At 29.7% G+C, this 15,978-nt stretch carries 19 protein-coding genes and 1 pseudogene; 9 read left to right on the forward strand and 11 right to left on the reverse strand.

Going from position 1 to position 15,978, the window contains the following annotated elements; all coding sequences use genetic code 11:
• Window positions 1-16: 16 nt before the first annotated feature.
• From amrB to PXD04_RS16670, 3 genes are all read right to left on the reverse strand, one after another.
• A complete protein-coding gene (amrB, locus tag PXD04_RS16660) occupies window positions 17-853 on the reverse strand; it encodes an AmmeMemoRadiSam system protein B (RefSeq protein ID WP_323735943.1) in 837 nt (278 codons plus the stop codon).
• A gap of 135 nt (window positions 854-988) precedes the next feature.
• On the reverse strand, window positions 989-1,441 hold the full coding sequence (locus PXD04_RS16665; protein WP_323735944.1) for a universal stress protein: 453 nt from the start codon (window positions 1,439-1,441) through the stop codon (window positions 989-991).
• 443 nt (window positions 1,442-1,884) lie between these two features.
• Window positions 1,885-2,082 (reverse strand): histone family protein, encoded by a 198-nt coding sequence (locus tag PXD04_RS16670; protein ID WP_323735945.1) that lies wholly within the window; start codon window positions 2,080-2,082, stop codon window positions 1,885-1,887.
• Window positions 2,083-2,431: 349 nt separating this feature from the next.
• Between PXD04_RS16670 and PXD04_RS16675 the strand changes: the two genes are divergently transcribed.
• The 3 genes from PXD04_RS16675 to PXD04_RS16685 all read left to right on the forward strand — a co-directional run bounded on the left by PXD04_RS16675 (window position 2,432) and on the right by PXD04_RS16685 (window position 4,263).
• Entirely contained in the window at window positions 2,432-2,809 is a 378-nt protein-coding gene (locus PXD04_RS16675; protein ID WP_323735946.1) for a metalloregulator ArsR/SmtB family transcription factor, read from the forward strand.
• A 14-nt stretch (window positions 2,810-2,823) separates the two neighbouring features.
• Window positions 2,824-3,591, forward strand: a complete 768-nt coding sequence (locus tag PXD04_RS16680; protein ID WP_323735947.1) for an EFR1 family ferrodoxin — start codon at window positions 2,824-2,826, stop codon at window positions 3,589-3,591.
• A gap of 126 nt (window positions 3,592-3,717) precedes the next feature.
• A complete protein-coding gene (locus PXD04_RS16685; protein WP_323735948.1) occupies window positions 3,718-4,263 on the forward strand; it encodes a hypothetical protein in 546 nt (181 codons plus the stop codon).
• Between the two features lie 79 nt (window positions 4,264-4,342).
• Here the strand turns inward: PXD04_RS16685 and pstB are convergent, their stop codons facing one another.
• The 4 genes from pstB to PXD04_RS16705 are packed head-to-tail and all read right to left on the reverse strand — an operon-like array spanning window position 4,343 to window position 7,604.
• Window positions 4,343-5,098 carry a phosphate ABC transporter ATP-binding protein PstB gene (gene pstB / locus PXD04_RS16690; RefSeq protein ID WP_323735949.1) on the reverse strand — a complete coding sequence of 252 codons (756 nt, stop codon included), beginning with the start codon at window positions 5,096-5,098 and terminating at the stop codon, window positions 4,343-4,345.
• A 2-nt stretch (window positions 5,099-5,100) separates the two neighbouring features.
• Window positions 5,101-5,940 (reverse strand): phosphate ABC transporter permease PstA, encoded by an 840-nt coding sequence (pstA, locus tag PXD04_RS16695; protein ID WP_323735950.1) that lies wholly within the window; start codon window positions 5,938-5,940, stop codon window positions 5,101-5,103.
• Window positions 5,940-6,800: a phosphate ABC transporter permease subunit PstC gene (pstC, locus tag PXD04_RS16700; protein WP_323735951.1), complete on the reverse strand. Its 861-nt coding sequence runs from the start codon at window positions 6,798-6,800 to the stop codon at window positions 5,940-5,942. The genes pstA and pstC overlap by 1 nt, the downstream gene beginning before the upstream one ends.
• Before the next feature lie 12 nt (window positions 6,801-6,812).
• Window positions 6,813-7,604, reverse strand: a complete 792-nt coding sequence (locus PXD04_RS16705; protein ID WP_323735952.1) for a phosphate ABC transporter substrate-binding protein — start codon at window positions 7,602-7,604, stop codon at window positions 6,813-6,815.
• A 453-nt stretch (window positions 7,605-8,057) separates the two neighbouring features.
• On the opposite strand from PXD04_RS16705, the gene PXD04_RS16710 reads away from it, so the two are divergent.
• From PXD04_RS16710 to PXD04_RS16725, 4 genes and pseudogenes are all read left to right on the forward strand, one after another.
• Window positions 8,058-8,411 carry an HIRAN domain-containing protein gene (locus PXD04_RS16710; RefSeq protein ID WP_323735953.1) on the forward strand — a complete coding sequence of 118 codons (354 nt, stop codon included), beginning with the start codon at window positions 8,058-8,060 and terminating at the stop codon, window positions 8,409-8,411.
• Window positions 8,412-8,435: 24 nt separating this feature from the next.
• A complete protein-coding gene (locus PXD04_RS16715; protein ID WP_323735954.1) occupies window positions 8,436-9,365 on the forward strand; it encodes an ARPP-1 family domain-containing protein in 930 nt (309 codons plus the stop codon).
• Window positions 9,366-9,597: 232 nt separating this feature from the next.
• Window positions 9,598-10,657, forward strand: a pseudogene (locus tag PXD04_RS16720) (transposase).
• A gap of 154 nt (window positions 10,658-10,811) precedes the next feature.
• A complete protein-coding gene (locus PXD04_RS16725; protein WP_323735955.1) occupies window positions 10,812-11,966 on the forward strand; it encodes an aldo/keto reductase in 1,155 nt (384 codons plus the stop codon).
• Window positions 11,967-12,043: 77 nt separating this feature from the next.
• Here the strand turns inward: PXD04_RS16725 and PXD04_RS16730 are convergent, their stop codons facing one another.
• The 4 genes from PXD04_RS16730 to PXD04_RS16745 all read right to left on the reverse strand — a co-directional run bounded on the left by PXD04_RS16730 (window position 12,044) and on the right by PXD04_RS16745 (window position 13,788).
• Window positions 12,044-12,574, reverse strand: a complete 531-nt coding sequence (locus PXD04_RS16730; protein ID WP_323735956.1) for a SprT-like domain-containing protein — start codon at window positions 12,572-12,574, stop codon at window positions 12,044-12,046.
• A gap of 16 nt (window positions 12,575-12,590) precedes the next feature.
• Entirely contained in the window at window positions 12,591-12,878 is a 288-nt protein-coding gene (locus PXD04_RS16735; RefSeq protein ID WP_323735957.1) for a hypothetical protein, read from the reverse strand.
• A gap of 14 nt (window positions 12,879-12,892) precedes the next feature.
• On the reverse strand, window positions 12,893-13,171 hold the full coding sequence (locus PXD04_RS16740) for an STIV orfB116 family protein (protein ID WP_323735958.1): 279 nt from the start codon (window positions 13,169-13,171) through the stop codon (window positions 12,893-12,895).
• A gap of 461 nt (window positions 13,172-13,632) precedes the next feature.
• A complete protein-coding gene (locus tag PXD04_RS16745) occupies window positions 13,633-13,788 on the reverse strand; it encodes a hypothetical protein (protein WP_323735959.1) in 156 nt (51 codons plus the stop codon).
• Between the two features lie 344 nt (window positions 13,789-14,132).
• On the opposite strand from PXD04_RS16745, the gene PXD04_RS16750 reads away from it, so the two are divergent.
• Both PXD04_RS16750 and PXD04_RS16755 read left to right on the forward strand, forming a co-directional pair.
• Window positions 14,133-14,714, forward strand: coding sequence for a hypothetical protein (locus PXD04_RS16750; protein ID WP_323735960.1), 582 nt, complete (start codon window positions 14,133-14,135; stop codon window positions 14,712-14,714).
• Window positions 14,707-15,966 carry an N-6 DNA methylase gene (locus tag PXD04_RS16755; RefSeq protein WP_323735961.1) on the forward strand — a complete coding sequence of 420 codons (1,260 nt, stop codon included), beginning with the start codon at window positions 14,707-14,709 and terminating at the stop codon, window positions 15,964-15,966. Before PXD04_RS16750 ends, PXD04_RS16755 begins: the two co-directional genes overlap by 8 nt.
• Window positions 15,967-15,978: the final 12 nt, after the last annotated feature.

Consider the following 15,978-nt stretch of genomic DNA (forward strand, 5'->3'; position numbering starts at 1 on the left):
TTTGTTGTATTATATATTATTTACCTATAACAGCAGACATATAACCCACAACAGAATCATAGTCACCAGATACATCACCACTAGTACTATGATTTAAAACAATACTCCTATCATAATCCTGCAGTTTAGCCAAAGTAACAGCAGTAATAACAGGCCCATAACCACACATTGTAATATCATAATCAACAATATCATTTACCATATCATCCATACACATAGACTCAACAGATTTCATAACCTTAGCATCAAGGAACAATGCAGTATCAACATCCTCATAATGAGTTAAATCAGTACTGGCAACAACAACACACTTACGACCCAACTTAGACATAACCTTATCCAAACTACGAGCCAAATTCTCACACAACTCAGGCACTTGCCTGCTAATAACAATAGGAACAATCCTAAAACTATGACTACCACAAATATACTGAATAAAAGGAAGCTCAACCTCAATACTATGCTCCCTCATATGAGCAGCATTATCAACAACAACATTATCATCAACATTCAACAACTCCTCAACAAACTCAGTGTCAACATCAACAACACCAAGAGGAGTTTCCCATCCAGAATAACTGCAAACATCAATATTAGTACCAAAACCAGTATGATTAGGACCTAAAATAATAAAAGTATCAGGTAAATCATGACAACACAATTCACTAAAAGTATAAGAAGCGGTTAAACCCGAATAAACATAACCAGCATGGGGCACTACACAACTAACAACATTATCTAAATGAGCATCATCCTTATTATCAGTTTTTTCAAAATATTTCTTAATCTGACCAATCAGCAAATCCTTATCAGACTCATAAAAAAGACCAGACACACAAGGTTCACGTATCATAAATTATCACTAATATATATTTATGAAACATGAAACTAAAATAATAATCTAATCAAAAAACAAGACACAAAAAAAATACACTAAATATCATCAAACATTTAAAAGGACATTAATAAAAAAAAAGTTTAAAAAAAATTATTCTTTATTAGCTGGAATAACAAAAACAGGTACTGGAGCTTCCCTGATAATTTTCTCAGTAACACTACCTAATAAAAATCTGTCAACAGCACCTTTACCACTATTAGAAATTACAATCATGTCAATATTCTCTTTTTTACATAAATCAATTATAACATCACAAGGTTTACCACTAAGTGCCATTTTACGTATTTTTACATTACTCTGTTCCTGAATTTCAGCTACTTTCAGAACTTTTTCTTCAAATTCATTTAAAACCTTTTCACTATATTCTTCAACAGTTTTATATTTACCATAATCTTCTTTTTGAATATTGGTTAAGTGTCTTCTATCCACAACATGTAATAAAACTAGTTCAGCCTTTTCGTCTGAAGCAATTTGAAGTGCATGTTTAATAGCTGCTTCAGCATTTTTTGATCCGTCACTAGTTAATAAAATTCTTTTATACATATAACTCCTCAAATTTATTATAATTCTCTAATTAAAATTATGTTATAAAAGCCTAATAAATTTTAAGTTTATAAAAAATTATTTTTCATTAACAAAAATTGAATACCTTAGTAGATACTTACTGAAAAAGCATATAATTGCAAAAAACATATTCATAGGTTATAGTCTTATCTTATAAAAAGTTTATATGATTAAAGGGGATAATAGATCCTATTTAAAGCAAGATATGATATTATACCATAAAATATATCTTAAATGGGAACAATAAGTATTATGAAATAATATTATAAGAAACAAGTAATAATATACGAAAACAATAAAAAAATAGTAGTGTCATACTATATTATTTCTAATATGAATTGATAAAAAATAGTTTTAATAACAAAAGATTTTATTTAGATGTTACTAGTAAAAGTAACATCCTAAAATATTTCTTTAAACATTTATAATGCTAATTTAACATCATCAGCTGTGATAGTTTTACGACCAGCATGTTTAGCAAGTTTTGTTGCTCTTGCTGCAATTTGTTCTCCTTCTTCTTCAAGAAGGTTTGCAAGTTCTATTGCTGCGTCATCACTTATTCTTTCAGCACCTGCATTTTTTAATATTCTTTTAACTGGTGCAATTGGTAATTCTGCCATAAATATCTTTCTCCTATAATTCAATGTTTAATGCTTTGTAATTAGCATTATATAAAGGTTTTTATAAAAACTATATTTTTCATAAATTTATCCCTATTTTCAATTAATATCTACATTCATTTCCAAAAAAATTAATATAACAATTACCTATATTTGATTCAAAAAGTATTCAAAGTTCTGTAAATAAAAATATTGATTATACTTTCAAAGATATAAATTAATAATAATATATAATAAAATAACAATAATACTTGAAAAAATCATATACCCTAAATAACACACTACTCTTAACATAATATAATTATTTAAGCTAAGAAAATGAAATATTCTAATAGAAAGCGTGATAAAAATGAATATTCAAAACAATATCTATGAAAGTGATGAAGGAACATGTGACATAAATGTCATACACAAAGCATCGGTAGAAAATGCAAAAAATGCACTACTAGACCAGGATACATACATGGAACTAGCCGAAACATTCAAACTATTCGGAAACCCAACAAGACTAAAAATATTATCCTTACTAACAAAAGAAGACCTATGCGTATGTGACATCAGCGAAGCACTAGGCATGAGCCAATCAGCAGTATCACACCAACTAAGAATACTAAGAGAAAGAAACCTTGTAAAATACATGAAAGAAGGAAAACAGGCAAGATACTCATTAGCTGACGACCACGTAATAGGAATTCTAAACATAGGAATAGAACATGTCCTAGAATAATCAATTGTGATAATATGATCATATACTTCTCAGCAACAGGAAACAACCAACACATAGCAAACACAATAGCACAACACCTAAACGATAAAAAAGAATCAATAATACAACTAGACAAGAAAGAACAATACACTATCACATTAGAAGATAACGAAAAACTGGGAATAATAATTCCAACATACTTCCTTGGACTACCAAGTTATGTGGAAGAATACCTTTCAAAAACAAGGATAATACCGGCAAAAAATAACTACATATACATTATAAGCACGTATGGTACAAGCCCAGGATACTCCACAGGATACATAAAAGAATACCTAGAAGAACAAAACATACCCACACACGCACAATATACCATAAAAATGCCAGACACATGGACACCCTTTTTTGACGTGTCAAACAAACAAAAGAATAACACTATAAATGATAATGCACAAAGACAAACCGAACAGATAATAACAATGATAAAGGAACGAAAACAAGGAAAATACACTAAGAACACATTACCAAAAATAATTGCAAACATAGCACAATTAATGTATGACAGGCAAAGAAAAACAAGTAATCTTAAAGTAGATAACACATGCAACAAGTGTGGAACCTGTGCAGAGAACTGTCCAATAAACGCAATAACAGTAAATGATGATAAGATAGAATGGGTAACAGAAAGATGTGTTATGTGTCTCAGATGTCTGCATAAATGTCCACAATTTGCAATACAATACAAGAATATGACCAGAAAACATGGACAATACATAAACCCACACATAAAAACATTAGACTAAATACAAAACAATCAAAAAAATTTAAATAAAAAGCTTTCATAGTAGAATAAATATACAAAAACAAATATTCACAAGAACAGACAAAATACATACAACCATAAAAAAAATATAATAAGGAATGATAAAATGCAAAACGATATGCTAAACAAATTAATACAAGAATTCAACGAAACAATCGACCTATTAATAAAAGACTTCAAAGAATTTAACTATGATGAAAAAGCCTTAGGATTCCTAGCAACAAGAACAAGAACATTCATAACATTCTGCAACCTATCCCTAAACAACATAATATTCGCAGTACTAAAAAGGACAAAAAACTACAACTTTGACGAAGAAATAAAACAATCCAAAGACATAATAAACAACATATTCGAAAAAATAAACCACTCATTAGACCATATACTAGAACATGACCACGAAGAAGAACACGCCCACGACCACAGCCATGAACACCACATACACATAGATGTGGAAGATGTTCAGGATGATATAAATAACATACAAGAAAACCTTGAACTACTAAAAGAATTGTTCAAAAATCTATCAGACTTCGTAGTAACCTCAGTAAAATACCAAATAAACAACATCAACGATGAAGTATTTAAAAATGAATTCGAAAAATTCAAAACAAAACTAGCAGAAATCCAGAAACAATATAATCAAAACTAAAACTCCACTAAAAAAAAACCTAAACCTTTTTTCTCTTTTTAATAATAAAAAAATATAGTATGAAATAATATAATGGTAATTAACCAAACTTACCATTAATATAATCCAAAGTCTTATCAAAACGAGGATTACTAAAAATAGTGCTCGTAATATCACTTTCAACCAAGCACCCATCCAAAAAGAATGTAGTGTAATCAGAAACCCGTTTTGCCTGCTGCATATTATGAGTAACAATAATAATAGTATACTCCTTTTTAAGATCAAAAATCAAATCCTCAATCCTCCTGGTCGAAACAGGATCCAAAGCAGAACAAGGCTCATCCATCAACACAATCTCAGGATTCACAGCAATAGTCCGTGCAATACATAAACGTTGCTGCTGACCACCAGACAACTTTAAAGCAGACTTATCAAGGTCATCCTGCACCTCATCCCACAAGGCAGCAGACCTTAAACTAGAAACAACCCGTTCTCTGATAACATCCTCATCACTAACACCCTGCACCCTCAAACCATAAGCAACATTCTCATAAATACTCTTACTAAAAGGAGTAGCCTTCTGAAAAACCATTCCAATCTTCTTTCTTAAAGAAATAACATCAACATCATCATCATAAATATTTTTACCATCAAACAATATTTCACCAGACAGCCTAAAAGACTTAGTTAAATCATTCATCCGATTAATACTTCTAAGAAACGTGGACTTACCACAACCAGAAGGACCAATCAAAGCCGTTACCTTATTCTTCAAAAAAGAAGTGTTCACATCCTTTAAAATTTGCTTATCATCAAAATATGTGTTCAAATCCCTTACATTCAATATTTCACTCATAATTATTCACCCATTATCTTCCTTTCATACCTGTTAATCAATAAATTAGTAACAATTGTAATAACAAAAATCAACAATATCAAAATACATGCCGTGGCATAAGTCTTATCTAAACTAATACCCTCCGTAGCAAGAATATACAAATGAAGTGTTAATGGCCTTCCAGGATCAAAAGCTGATAATGGAATGTTAGTAGCACTTCCAACAGTAAACAATATCACAGCAGTTTCCTGAATAGACCTTCCCAAACCTAAAATCACACCAGTTAAAATACCAGGGAGAGCAGAGGGTATAACAATATTCTTAATTGTCTGCCATTTTGAAGCACCCAATGCCATAGAAGATTCCTTAACATGCTGATTAATTCTTAATAATGACACCTCGGTTGTACGAGTAACAGTTGGAATAATCATAACAGTCAAAGTCAGAGCTGCAGATAATATACACCAACCAAGATTAAGAAAATCAACAAAAAATACCAGTCCAAACAAACCATATACAATAGATGGTAATGATGCCAGGATATCCAGACAGAAATGGATCATTGTTGATAATTTATTACTCATATTATATTCATTCAAATAAACTGCAGTGAATAATGAAACAGGTAATGCAAATAATATTGCTAAAATTGAAACATAAACTGTTGACACTATCATTGGTAATATTCCACCATTTATTCCTGAATCTATAGGCTTTTCTAGGATAAATTCAAGTGAAATATGAGGTATGCCTTTTATTAGAATATAACCTGTAATTATTACCAGTATTAGTAAAGTGATAAGACCCGTTATTGAAAAAAGTATTTTCATTATATTGTCTGTTTGTTTATACGTATTCATCATGCAACACCTTTAACTTCTAATTTCATTTTAATTCTATATGTTAACATAATAAGTAATAACATGACTATTAACAGTACTGTTCCTGTTAAGAATAATGCATCATAATGTAAATCAATAGCATAACCCATTTCTAGTGCAATATTTGATGTTAAGCTCCTGAACGGGCTTGTAAGAGAATCTGGTATTTGTGCCACATTTCCTGCTATCATAATTACTGCTATGCTTTCACCAATTATTCTTCCAATTGCAAGTATTATTCCTGTAAGTATTCCTGGACTTGCCAGTGGGAGGAGAACGTTCTTTATTGTTTGCCATTTTGTTGCTCCCAATGCTAAGGAGGATTCCTTATAGGATTGACTTATTGAGTTTAGGGAGTCACAGCTTAATGTTATTATTGTTGGCATTATCATTATTGACAGGATTATTGAGGCTGTGATGAAATTAAATCCTTCTCCTCCAAGGTATGTTCTGACTATTGGACTTATTACTATTAGTCCGAAGAATCCATAAACTACTGATGGTATTCCTGTTAATGTTTGTAGTGCTGGTATCATTATCTTGTTCAGGTATTTGTTTGAGTATTGTGTGATGAATATTGAACACCCTAATGATAATGGTATTGCTATGATTAGTGTGGTGATTACGAGTATTATTGTACTTATTATCATTGGCAGTATTCCGTACTGGTTGGCTTCGGGTTTCCATACACTTCCTAGGATGAAGTTTATCATTCCTATTTCTTTTATTGCGGGTATTGATTCGGTTATGATGAATCCTATTATTAGTATCATCATAATTGCGCTGAGTATTGTTGTTATGAATATTGTTTTTTCCATTATTATTTCTTCATTCAACATATTTTTTTTCACCTAGTTTACGGGGATTAAACCTTCTTTTTCTATTATTTCTTGTCCTTCGGGGCTTAGTATCCAGTCTATGTATTGTCTGGTATTTTTGTCGGGATTTTTTGTTAGGTATATGAATGGTCTTTGTAGTATGTAGTATCCATTTTTTATGTTTTCTGTGGTTGCTTCTTTATTGTCTATTGTTATTGTTTTTACGTTGTTGTTTCTTATTTCTGTTAGTGATGCGTATCCTATTGCATGGGGGTTTGTTGATACTGTTTGTATTAGGGAGCCTGTTGAGCTTTGTATTAGTGCGTTGGATGTTATGCTTTGGTTGTTTAATAGTTTTTCTTTTATTGTGTTTCTTGTTCCGGATCCTTCTTCTCTGCTTACTACTGTTATTTCTTCATTGTTTCCGTTGATTTGTTTCCAGTTGTTTGTTTTTCCTGTGAATATGTCTTTTAGTTTTTCTTTGGGTAGGTTTGTTATGTTGTTTGATGGGTGTGTGATTATGACTATTGCGTCCATTGCTATTGTTGTTGCGTTTATGTTTTTGTTGTTTATTTCGGTTGAGTACATTCCTATGTCTGCGTTATCTTTTAGTATGCTGTTTAGTCCCATTGATGATCCGCCTGATTGTACTGATATGTCTATGTTGTTTGTTTTTTTCATGTATTTTTCTGATAGTTCTTCGCTTATTCCTTGTATGGATGATGATCCTACTATTTGTATGTTTTCTTTTTCTTCTAATCCTGGTGTGAATATTAGTATTCCTATGATTAGTATTAGTGCTGTTAGGATGTATTTTGTTTTCATTTTATTTTTTATGCTCCTCTTGGTAATTAGTATATACATTATTTTTGTTAGTATATAAACTATTGTATTTAGTGAATAAAAGTACATATTATGTGAACAAGAGTAGTTGTATAAACACAAATTATGAACAAAAAAAATTCAAACCCCCAAAAAACATGAAAAAATGTGAACAATAAATGAATAAAAATTCATAAAAAGAGAACAAAAAAATGAAAAATAAGAAAAATAATAAAAAAAATAACTGGAATTAAAATAAACAAAAAAATAAAAAAAAATATTCAACAAAAAATACTTCTACAACAAAACAAAACAATATAAACACAAAAAAATTTCCAACAATAATAAACCATCCATAAAATAACATAAAAATGGAATAAAAAATAAATATGTTTAAATACTACTTATTCCAAATTTATACTTACACAACAAAAAAAAATGGGGGATGCAAAAAAAATGGAAGAAAAAGAACTATACTTCACAATCAACGCAGTAAACATGTTCCACGGAATAAAACCATACAAAATAGGATCCATAATCAAACTAGTAAAAGAACCAGAAAACGACTACGACATGGAAGCCATAAGAATAGAACTAAGATACGCAGGAAAATCAGGATACGTAGCAAACAGCGTAAAAACAGTAGCCAAAGGAACATACAGTGCAGGAAGACTATACGACAAAATCCTCGACGAAGACTACGGAAAAGTAATATTCATAATACAAGACACAATAATAGCAAAAATACTAACAAAAGAAGAACTAACAAAAGAAAAAAACAATCCCGACAGTGACATAAACTTCATCTAAAAAAAAGGGGGAGGTGGAAAAGACATGACAGACATAATACAGGAAATATTTGACAAAATACAATACTTAGAAACAGAACAATACAAAAACATGACAGTAACAGCAATAAACATACCAGACAACAACATAGACCTAATGCCACTAGAAATAGGATTAAACATGGGACTAGTAGAAATAACAGAACTAGACGAACAAGGAATAGTAGGAGAAGTAAAAGTAACAAACAAAGCAGTAACACCACTATTACTATTAGACGGAGAAGAAATAATAGGATCCAAACAAAACAGGATAATAAACTCAACAATAATAATACCACCACAAAGCGAAAAAAACATACCAGTAAGCTGCGTAGAAGAAGGAAGATGGAGCTACAAAAGCAAAAAATTCAACTACTCAGACCACATGGCAACAAGCCGAGTAAGAAGAAACAAACAAGAAAGCGTAACACAATCACTAAGAGCACAAAATAATTACAAATCAAACCAGGCAAGAGTATGGGATAACATAAGAGACACAATAAACAATCTAGACATAACAAGCGAAACAAACGCATTACACGACACATACAAACAAAGAATAACAACAATAGAAGAATACAAAAAAGCATTCAAAACACAAGACAAACAAAACGGGATAATAGTATACATCAACGGTCAACTAGCAGGACTAGAAATAATATACAACAAAACAAGATACAACCAGTACCATGAAAAAATAATAGAAAGCTACATAATGGACGCAATACAAACAACAGAAGAAAACAATACAAATGAAATCACACAAGAACAACTAATACAAAAAATAATAGAAACACCACGAGAAAACTATAATCCAATAGGATTAGGAAATGACTACAGATTAGAAGATGATGAAATAATAGGAAGCATAATCACATACGAAGAAAAACTAATAAATGCCTCAATATTCAAAAAAACAGAAGAAAATATAATATAAACACACTTTTACATTTTTTTTTCAAATTAATATCCAAATTAATAAATATTTTAGCCCCCTTGATAAAAATGTAATTTTTTGAGAGCAATAAAACCTTGTTTTTTTAATTTTTTTATAAAAATAGTTTTGAATTTTAATAATACATATGTATTATCTTTTATATTAGTAAAAAAGAGTCATTGTATACTAATATTTATATACAATGAGTTACATATATTATATTGGCGATTACATGAAACTTCATTTGTATTTTAGTAAACAAGACTCTAATTATAGTATGTTCAAAGAAATATTTAATTTTATCGATTCTAAAAAAAGTAGACAAATTATTGCTTCATATGGTATAAAACCAATTGAAACATTTATAAATGATTTAAAAATCCATTTTTTAAGCTTCACATACAATTATGAAGTATCATTTATCCTGGATGAATTAAAAAACAATTCACAATTAAGAAAATTTTGTAACATTTCTAAAATTCCAAGCTTAAACTCCATAATTACTCGTTTATCTAAAATTAACATAACAACCATTGTTAATTTAGTAAACAGATTATTAAGAACTAATTTTACACGTAAACACAAAAAAAGATTAACTTTCTTAGTTGATGCAACTCCCGTAGATGTTGATATGAATTTCTTAAGATCAACATATAGCAAGAAATATCTAGAAAAATTAGATTTAAAATGGTCATATTCATCCTCCAAAGGACATTATATCGGTTATAAAGTTACCATGGTATTAGAAAAAGAATCATTAACTCCTGTAATGATATTAATCCACCAAGGAGCACCCCACGATTCAAAATTATTCACAGAAATCATGGAACAACTAAAAAAATCAAGAATAATACAACCATTAGACATATTACTCTTTGACAAAGGATATTATAGCTATGAAAACTATCAAAAAGGCATATTAGACTATAAAATCATACCATTAATCTTCCCAAAAACAACCTTCAAAAAAGACAAACTCATGACATATTTACACTACCCACTAGAACTATTTAAGAAAAATAAAAGAAATAATAAAATAAAAAAGTTATTAAAGAAAGCTACTAATAAATTAATCAATTTAATTAAAAAAATGGAAACAATATAAACCAATACGTGGCTATATTGAAGATTTTTTTAAAGTATGCAAACAAGCATTCAATATGCATAAAATACACAAATACACAGTCAATTCATTCACAAAAGACATCTATCTAAGAGTATTATTAATAACCCTCGCAGTAAACCAAACCACTAAGACAAAAACAGCACTACAAAAGCTCAGTCAAAAGTGATCTTATCAAGGGGGCTAAATATTTAAACAACCATACATTATATTATAATATTAAATGAACACTATTTATATAATTAAAATTAATAAGATTCGATAAATTCATAGAACATATAGGAGTAAATCTATGAATAATAATATAATTAATAGGTGATTAAATGGATAAATTCGGATTCGGAATGATGAGACTACCACAATTAGATGAAAAAGATCCAACAAAGGTAGATATAGAACAAGTAAAACAAATGGTTGACGAATACATACAAGCAGGTGGAAAATACTTTGATACAGCATACCCATACCATAACGGCGTAAGCGAAAACGTTCTAAAAGAAGCAGTAGTAGACAGATACCCACGAGAAGACATAATAATCGCAACAAAACTACCAATATTCAGTGTAGAAAAACCAGAAGATATGGAAAAATTCTTCAACGAACAACTAGAAAAATGTGGAGTAGAATACTTTGACTACTACCTCATACACAACATAAATGAGATGACACACCACGCAGTATACGACTTTGACTCATTCGAATTTGTAAGACAAAAAAAGAGGGAAGGAAAAATAAAAAATATAGGATTTTCATTCCATGACGACCCAGAAGCATTAACAGAAGCAATGGAAGCATTCCCTGACTGTGACTTTGTACAATTACAGATAAACTACCTTGACTGGAACAATACTGCAGTAGCATCAAAGAAATGTTATGACATAGTAACAAAATATGAAAAACCAATCATAGTAATGGAACCTGTAAAAGGAGGATCTCTTGCTAACCTACCGGAAACTGCAGAAAAAATATTCAAGGAATATGATGAAGAAGCTGAAAACGTATCATATGCTCTAAGATTCTGTAATGAACTAGACAATGTATTCATGATACTTAATGGAGTAAGCAGCATTGAACAAATGAAAAGCAGTATAAAAATATTTAAGGACATAAAACCATTAACCGTTAAGGAACATGAACTAATTGATCAGGTAACTGAAATAGTGAATGATTTAACACCAATAAAATGTACAGAATGTAATTATTGTATCGAGCATTGTCCTGTAAGCATACCAATATCAAAGTATTTCTCAGCATATAATCAGCATCATATAAATCAGATTCAGAAGGGTGATTTATTAGGTCCTGCAGTATACTATCTTGTATTATCTGAGAGTGATGAGAATGGTGCAGCCAGTGACTGCGTAGAGTGTGGTCAATGTGTCAAGTATTGTCCACAACACCTTGAAATACCAGAATTGCTTAAAGATGTTGATAAAGAATTAAACAATCCTATGATGAAAGAGTTCTTATCAACTTAAAAATAGTCTAAATAATATGCATTGATATAGTAATGTTAAATAAAAATAGTTAGGAAGTGTTATGGGGGTGGTTTATGTTAATTATTGCTCATAATCCTTTCAACTTCTTCTTTTGGAAATTCCTTGTAGAGCATGTTATAGAAGTCTTCGTCATGTTCAAATGTACCATAGTGTTTTAGAGTGTATAAGTGGCATAGTTCATGGTATATTGTTAGTTCTATTATTTCTTCTTCCAAATATTTCATATAATGATTTAACTCTATTTCATTATCATTATATGCCCATGCTAAGCTTTTTAGGCTTGATGGATAGATGTATAATTTCTTTGCTTCTAGGCCTAATATTTTCTCGTATTTATCAAAGTATTTAAACACCAGTTCTTCAAATTCTTCATCACTTCTTTGAACAACCTGTTTATTAGTATCATTGTATGCACTGATGATAAGATCACTCTTTTTTTCCAGTACTCTTTCTAGTGTGATGTCTTGATGTGTTGAGAGTTCTATGCATACTAAGCCTAGTGTTGAATATAGGCAACCGTATTCATCTTCTGTTGTTACATCTACTATTGGTATTTCGTTTCCTTTTATATTATATATTTTGAACATATTCTTATTCCTCCAATTATTGTACCTTGTATACCTGGTACCTGTATGTGTTTTCTTTTTTGTAATCTGTTTTGTTTCTTCCAAATTTGCTTGTTATTACATATATTTCATCTCCACTTTGTAGGGTAATTCTTTGTTTTCCTACTTTTTTATGTATTAGACGTGCTATCCTCCATGAGCCTATATTACTTATTGCTTCTTTTGTGTTTCTTAGTAGTATGCTTTTCTTAATTTTCTTTGATATTATTTTATATTTTTTCTTTTCAAACATTCTCATTGAAAAGTTGTCTGATACGTATATCATATTATTTTTTCCTCCTATTTTATTATGCATATTTTACGGTAATCGTAGCACTGTTTGTGGTCTTCGTCATGGCATATTTGCACAAAGTATAGTATGTCATCTACTTCTAGTTGTATGTTAATCCTGTTTTTTTCTATTCCCAGGTGTTCTGCTATGCTGTCATGTCCTATTGAACTAATTAGTTCGTCTTTTTGTTCCTGTATTTCATCCAGGCTTGAGTCTTCTATGGTGAATGTTAATTCCATGTTTGGATTTAACATTTTTGGACTAAATCCATTTGATACGTATTTCATATTATCTTTTTCTCCTCTTTTATTGTGGGGGTGGTTAAAAAAAATTTATTATTAGTATAACATGTTTTTTTTTCTTATTTTTCCTTCTGTTTTCCCCTATGAAGGTGATAAATAGGGGTGTGAACAGAAGTACTCAGATAAGTCTATGTTATACTATCCTTTTTCGTACAAATCAATGTACAACCATAACTAAGAATTTTTCTAGTTCTAGGAAGTGAATAATAAAATGGATATGAATTTTTATGTTTTTACTTCATTTTTCCTATTCCTCCTTTGTATTTGTTGAGCTTCTACTTTTTGTTAAAGAAAAAAAAATATAAAAATATCATATGCCATCATTTGAAATGTAGAAGCTAGGATATTTCATCAGGCATTATGATCCCGGTTAAACTAAGAATTATAAGTTCATAAGTACAAAAAAATGTTTAAAGGTGTGAAAAAAACTTTGAATTAGTTATTGGTCAGATGTTAACACCCCCTGAAGTAATGTTTACTCGTTTTATAATTGTTGTCATCGTTTTTTTCCTGGTTATTAGTGTTATGCTGTGTTTCTGGGATTTATATCTTTTTTCTATTTTCAGATTTTCATAAACTTCGATGTATGTATTTTTCATCATATCACCTCAACAATTGTGTGTAACTATTAACTACACAATCACTGCGTAATATACACTTTGACCGAAGTAGTATATAAAGGTTTCTGTATGTAACAATTATTTACAAAATAATTTGATCATAATTAATCCTATATAATAAAATCAAAAAAATTCTAATAAGCTATAATATACTGAAATAACTGGTTAAAATCAAATATTATAATTCAATAAAATAAAAAGTAATTATTTGTTAACTCCATATATATTATAGAAAGTAATCAAAAACTAAAACAAACATTTATATACTAACAACATAATAATTATATGTATGTAACATAAACTTATACAGGAGGGAAAATAAGTATATGCAAACACAAAAATACCAACTAAAAGAAATAGCAACCATCATAACAGGACTACCAATACAACGATACACAGACAAACCAGACTCAATACCACAACAAATCATAAGCAACATGTCAAAATACGAAATAGACGAAGAATTCACAACAGAAGAAGTCTACATAGCAGATGACATAAAAAAACAGTTCTTATCAAAAGAACATGACATACTATACAAAGTACAGCAACAAAGCTTCGCAAAAGAAATCACAACAGAAACAGGAATAATCATACCAAACACATACCTAATAATACGAGTAGACCCAACCAAAGTAAACCCAACCTACCTAGCAAACTATCTCAACAACCCACAAATAGAATACGAAATAACACGACAAATAGAATCCACAAGAATACTAAAAGTAAACACAGGAATACTCAAAGAACTAACAATAATACTACCAGACAAAAAAACACAAGACAAAATAGCAACATTATCAATAAAAATAAACCAAAGAATACAACTCAAAAAACAATCAATGGAAGCAGATGAACAACTAATTAATTCATTATATGATAATGTAATAGGTGATAACTATGGATGAATTTGAAAGAAGAATGAGACGAATCGTTATTCCAGGAAGAAACATAAACCCAGAACATATGCCTTTTATTACAATGAAATACTTATCAGATAAACAAGAAGAAACAATAAACAAAAACGAATTCCTAAAAAAATATGGTTTTCTCTTCAGAGACTATGAACTATTATCAAACATAATAGAAAAACAGGAAGAAGAAGATGAATCCTACATATCAGACATAAAAAGTTCAATAATAGCACTAAAAAATAGTCAAAACAAATATATCAAAGAAGTATACTCTAAAATAAACGAAGATAACCTAAAAAAAGAATTCCTAGATGACGTACTAAGCATTTTAAACACAGATTTAAATCTATTTAACATAGCAATAAGAAACAAATACCGTAGAGGAATGACACAATCTCCACTAAAGTTATACAAATTAATGGCAGATATTGCAACATCAAATCATAAAGTGTCAAAAGTGTACGATCCAACATGTCATGAAGGACTAAGCATTACTTCATTAAAAGAATTTGACAAGGCAACATTATACGAACAAGACGAAGAAAAATACACACAAGCAATACAAAACTTCATAGTAAACGACATACCACTAGAAAAAATCAGCATAACCAATAAGGAAGTATTAATAGATGAAGATGAAACAAAATATGATACAATAGTATCATTACCATTTTTAAATACTCAGAGAAAAATAACAGAATTTACACAAGATAAATACTCTAAATACAAATCAAGAAATCCTCTTTCACTTTATCTACTAAACTTAATAGAACACCTAGATGAAACGGGCTTATTAATCACCACAATTACTCAAGATATCCTAGTAAGAAAAGATGCACAAAACTTAAGAAAATGCCTAATAGAAAATAACCTACTGGATGCAGTATTCGAGTTTGAAGGCATAAGAGGATTTAATGAATTAGTAATAATAATCAATAAAAACAAAAATACAGAAGATGTACTGTTCATAAAAATACCCCAACACAATGTGTTAAGATCTATTCGTGAAAGAAGAATAGTCAAATGTTTTATGGATAGAAGTATAATAAAACGTTTCAGCAATGTAGTGTCCAAAGAAGAAATAATCAAAAATGAATACAAGTTATTACCAAAACGATATGTGTACTCATTAAAATACGAAACATGTAGCATAGAAGATGTAAAAACACAACAAGAGGAATACACAGAAGAGATACGTAAACTTGATGAAGAAATAGGTAAATTACTGGAAGAGTTAAAGGAATAGTTGAAAATATAT

It is taken from the genome of Methanosphaera sp. ISO3-F5 (genome assembly GCF_034480035.2).
In the GTDB taxonomy this organism is placed as follows: Archaea; Methanobacteriota; Methanobacteria; order Methanobacteriales; family Methanobacteriaceae; genus Methanosphaera.

Coding starts and splice junctions, on each gene's coding strand:
- amrB (WP_323735943.1), bottom strand. CDS start 853: ATGATACGTGAACCTTGTGTGTCTGGTCTTTTTTATGAGTCTGATAAG.
- PXD04_RS16665 (WP_323735944.1), bottom strand. CDS start 1,441: ATGTATAAAAGAATTTTATTAACTAGTGACGGATCAAAAAATGCTGAA.
- PXD04_RS16670 (WP_323735945.1), bottom strand. CDS start 2,082: ATGGCAGAATTACCAATTGCACCAGTTAAAAGAATATTAAAAAATGCA.
- PXD04_RS16675 (WP_323735946.1), top strand. CDS start 2,432: ATGAATATTCAAAACAATATCTATGAAAGTGATGAAGGAACATGTGAC.
- PXD04_RS16680 (WP_323735947.1), top strand. CDS start 2,824: ATGATCATATACTTCTCAGCAACAGGAAACAACCAACACATAGCAAAC.
- PXD04_RS16685 (WP_323735948.1), top strand. CDS start 3,718: ATGCAAAACGATATGCTAAACAAATTAATACAAGAATTCAACGAAACA.
- pstB (WP_323735949.1), bottom strand. CDS start 5,098: ATGAGTGAAATATTGAATGTAAGGGATTTGAACACATATTTTGATGAT.
- pstA (WP_323735950.1), bottom strand. CDS start 5,940: ATGAATACGTATAAACAAACAGACAATATAATGAAAATACTTTTTTCA.
- pstC (WP_323735951.1), bottom strand. CDS start 6,800: ATGTTGAATGAAGAAATAATAATGGAAAAAACAATATTCATAACAACA.
- PXD04_RS16705 (WP_323735952.1), bottom strand. CDS start 7,604: ATGAAAACAAAATACATCCTAACAGCACTAATACTAATCATAGGAATA.
- PXD04_RS16710 (WP_323735953.1), top strand. CDS start 8,058: ATGGAAGAAAAAGAACTATACTTCACAATCAACGCAGTAAACATGTTC.
- PXD04_RS16715 (WP_323735954.1), top strand. CDS start 8,436: ATGACAGACATAATACAGGAAATATTTGACAAAATACAATACTTAGAA.
- PXD04_RS16725 (WP_323735955.1), top strand. CDS start 10,812: ATGGATAAATTCGGATTCGGAATGATGAGACTACCACAATTAGATGAA.
- PXD04_RS16730 (WP_323735956.1), bottom strand. CDS start 12,574: ATGTTCAAAATATATAATATAAAAGGAAACGAAATACCAATAGTAGAT.
- PXD04_RS16735 (WP_323735957.1), bottom strand. CDS start 12,878: ATGATATACGTATCAGACAACTTTTCAATGAGAATGTTTGAAAAGAAA.
- PXD04_RS16740 (WP_323735958.1), bottom strand. CDS start 13,171: ATGAAATACGTATCAAATGGATTTAGTCCAAAAATGTTAAATCCAAAC.
- PXD04_RS16745 (WP_323735959.1), bottom strand. CDS start 13,788: ATGATGAAAAATACATACATCGAAGTTTATGAAAATCTGAAAATAGAA.
- PXD04_RS16750 (WP_323735960.1), top strand. CDS start 14,133: ATGCAAACACAAAAATACCAACTAAAAGAAATAGCAACCATCATAACA.
- PXD04_RS16755 (WP_323735961.1), top strand. CDS start 14,707: ATGGATGAATTTGAAAGAAGAATGAGACGAATCGTTATTCCAGGAAGA.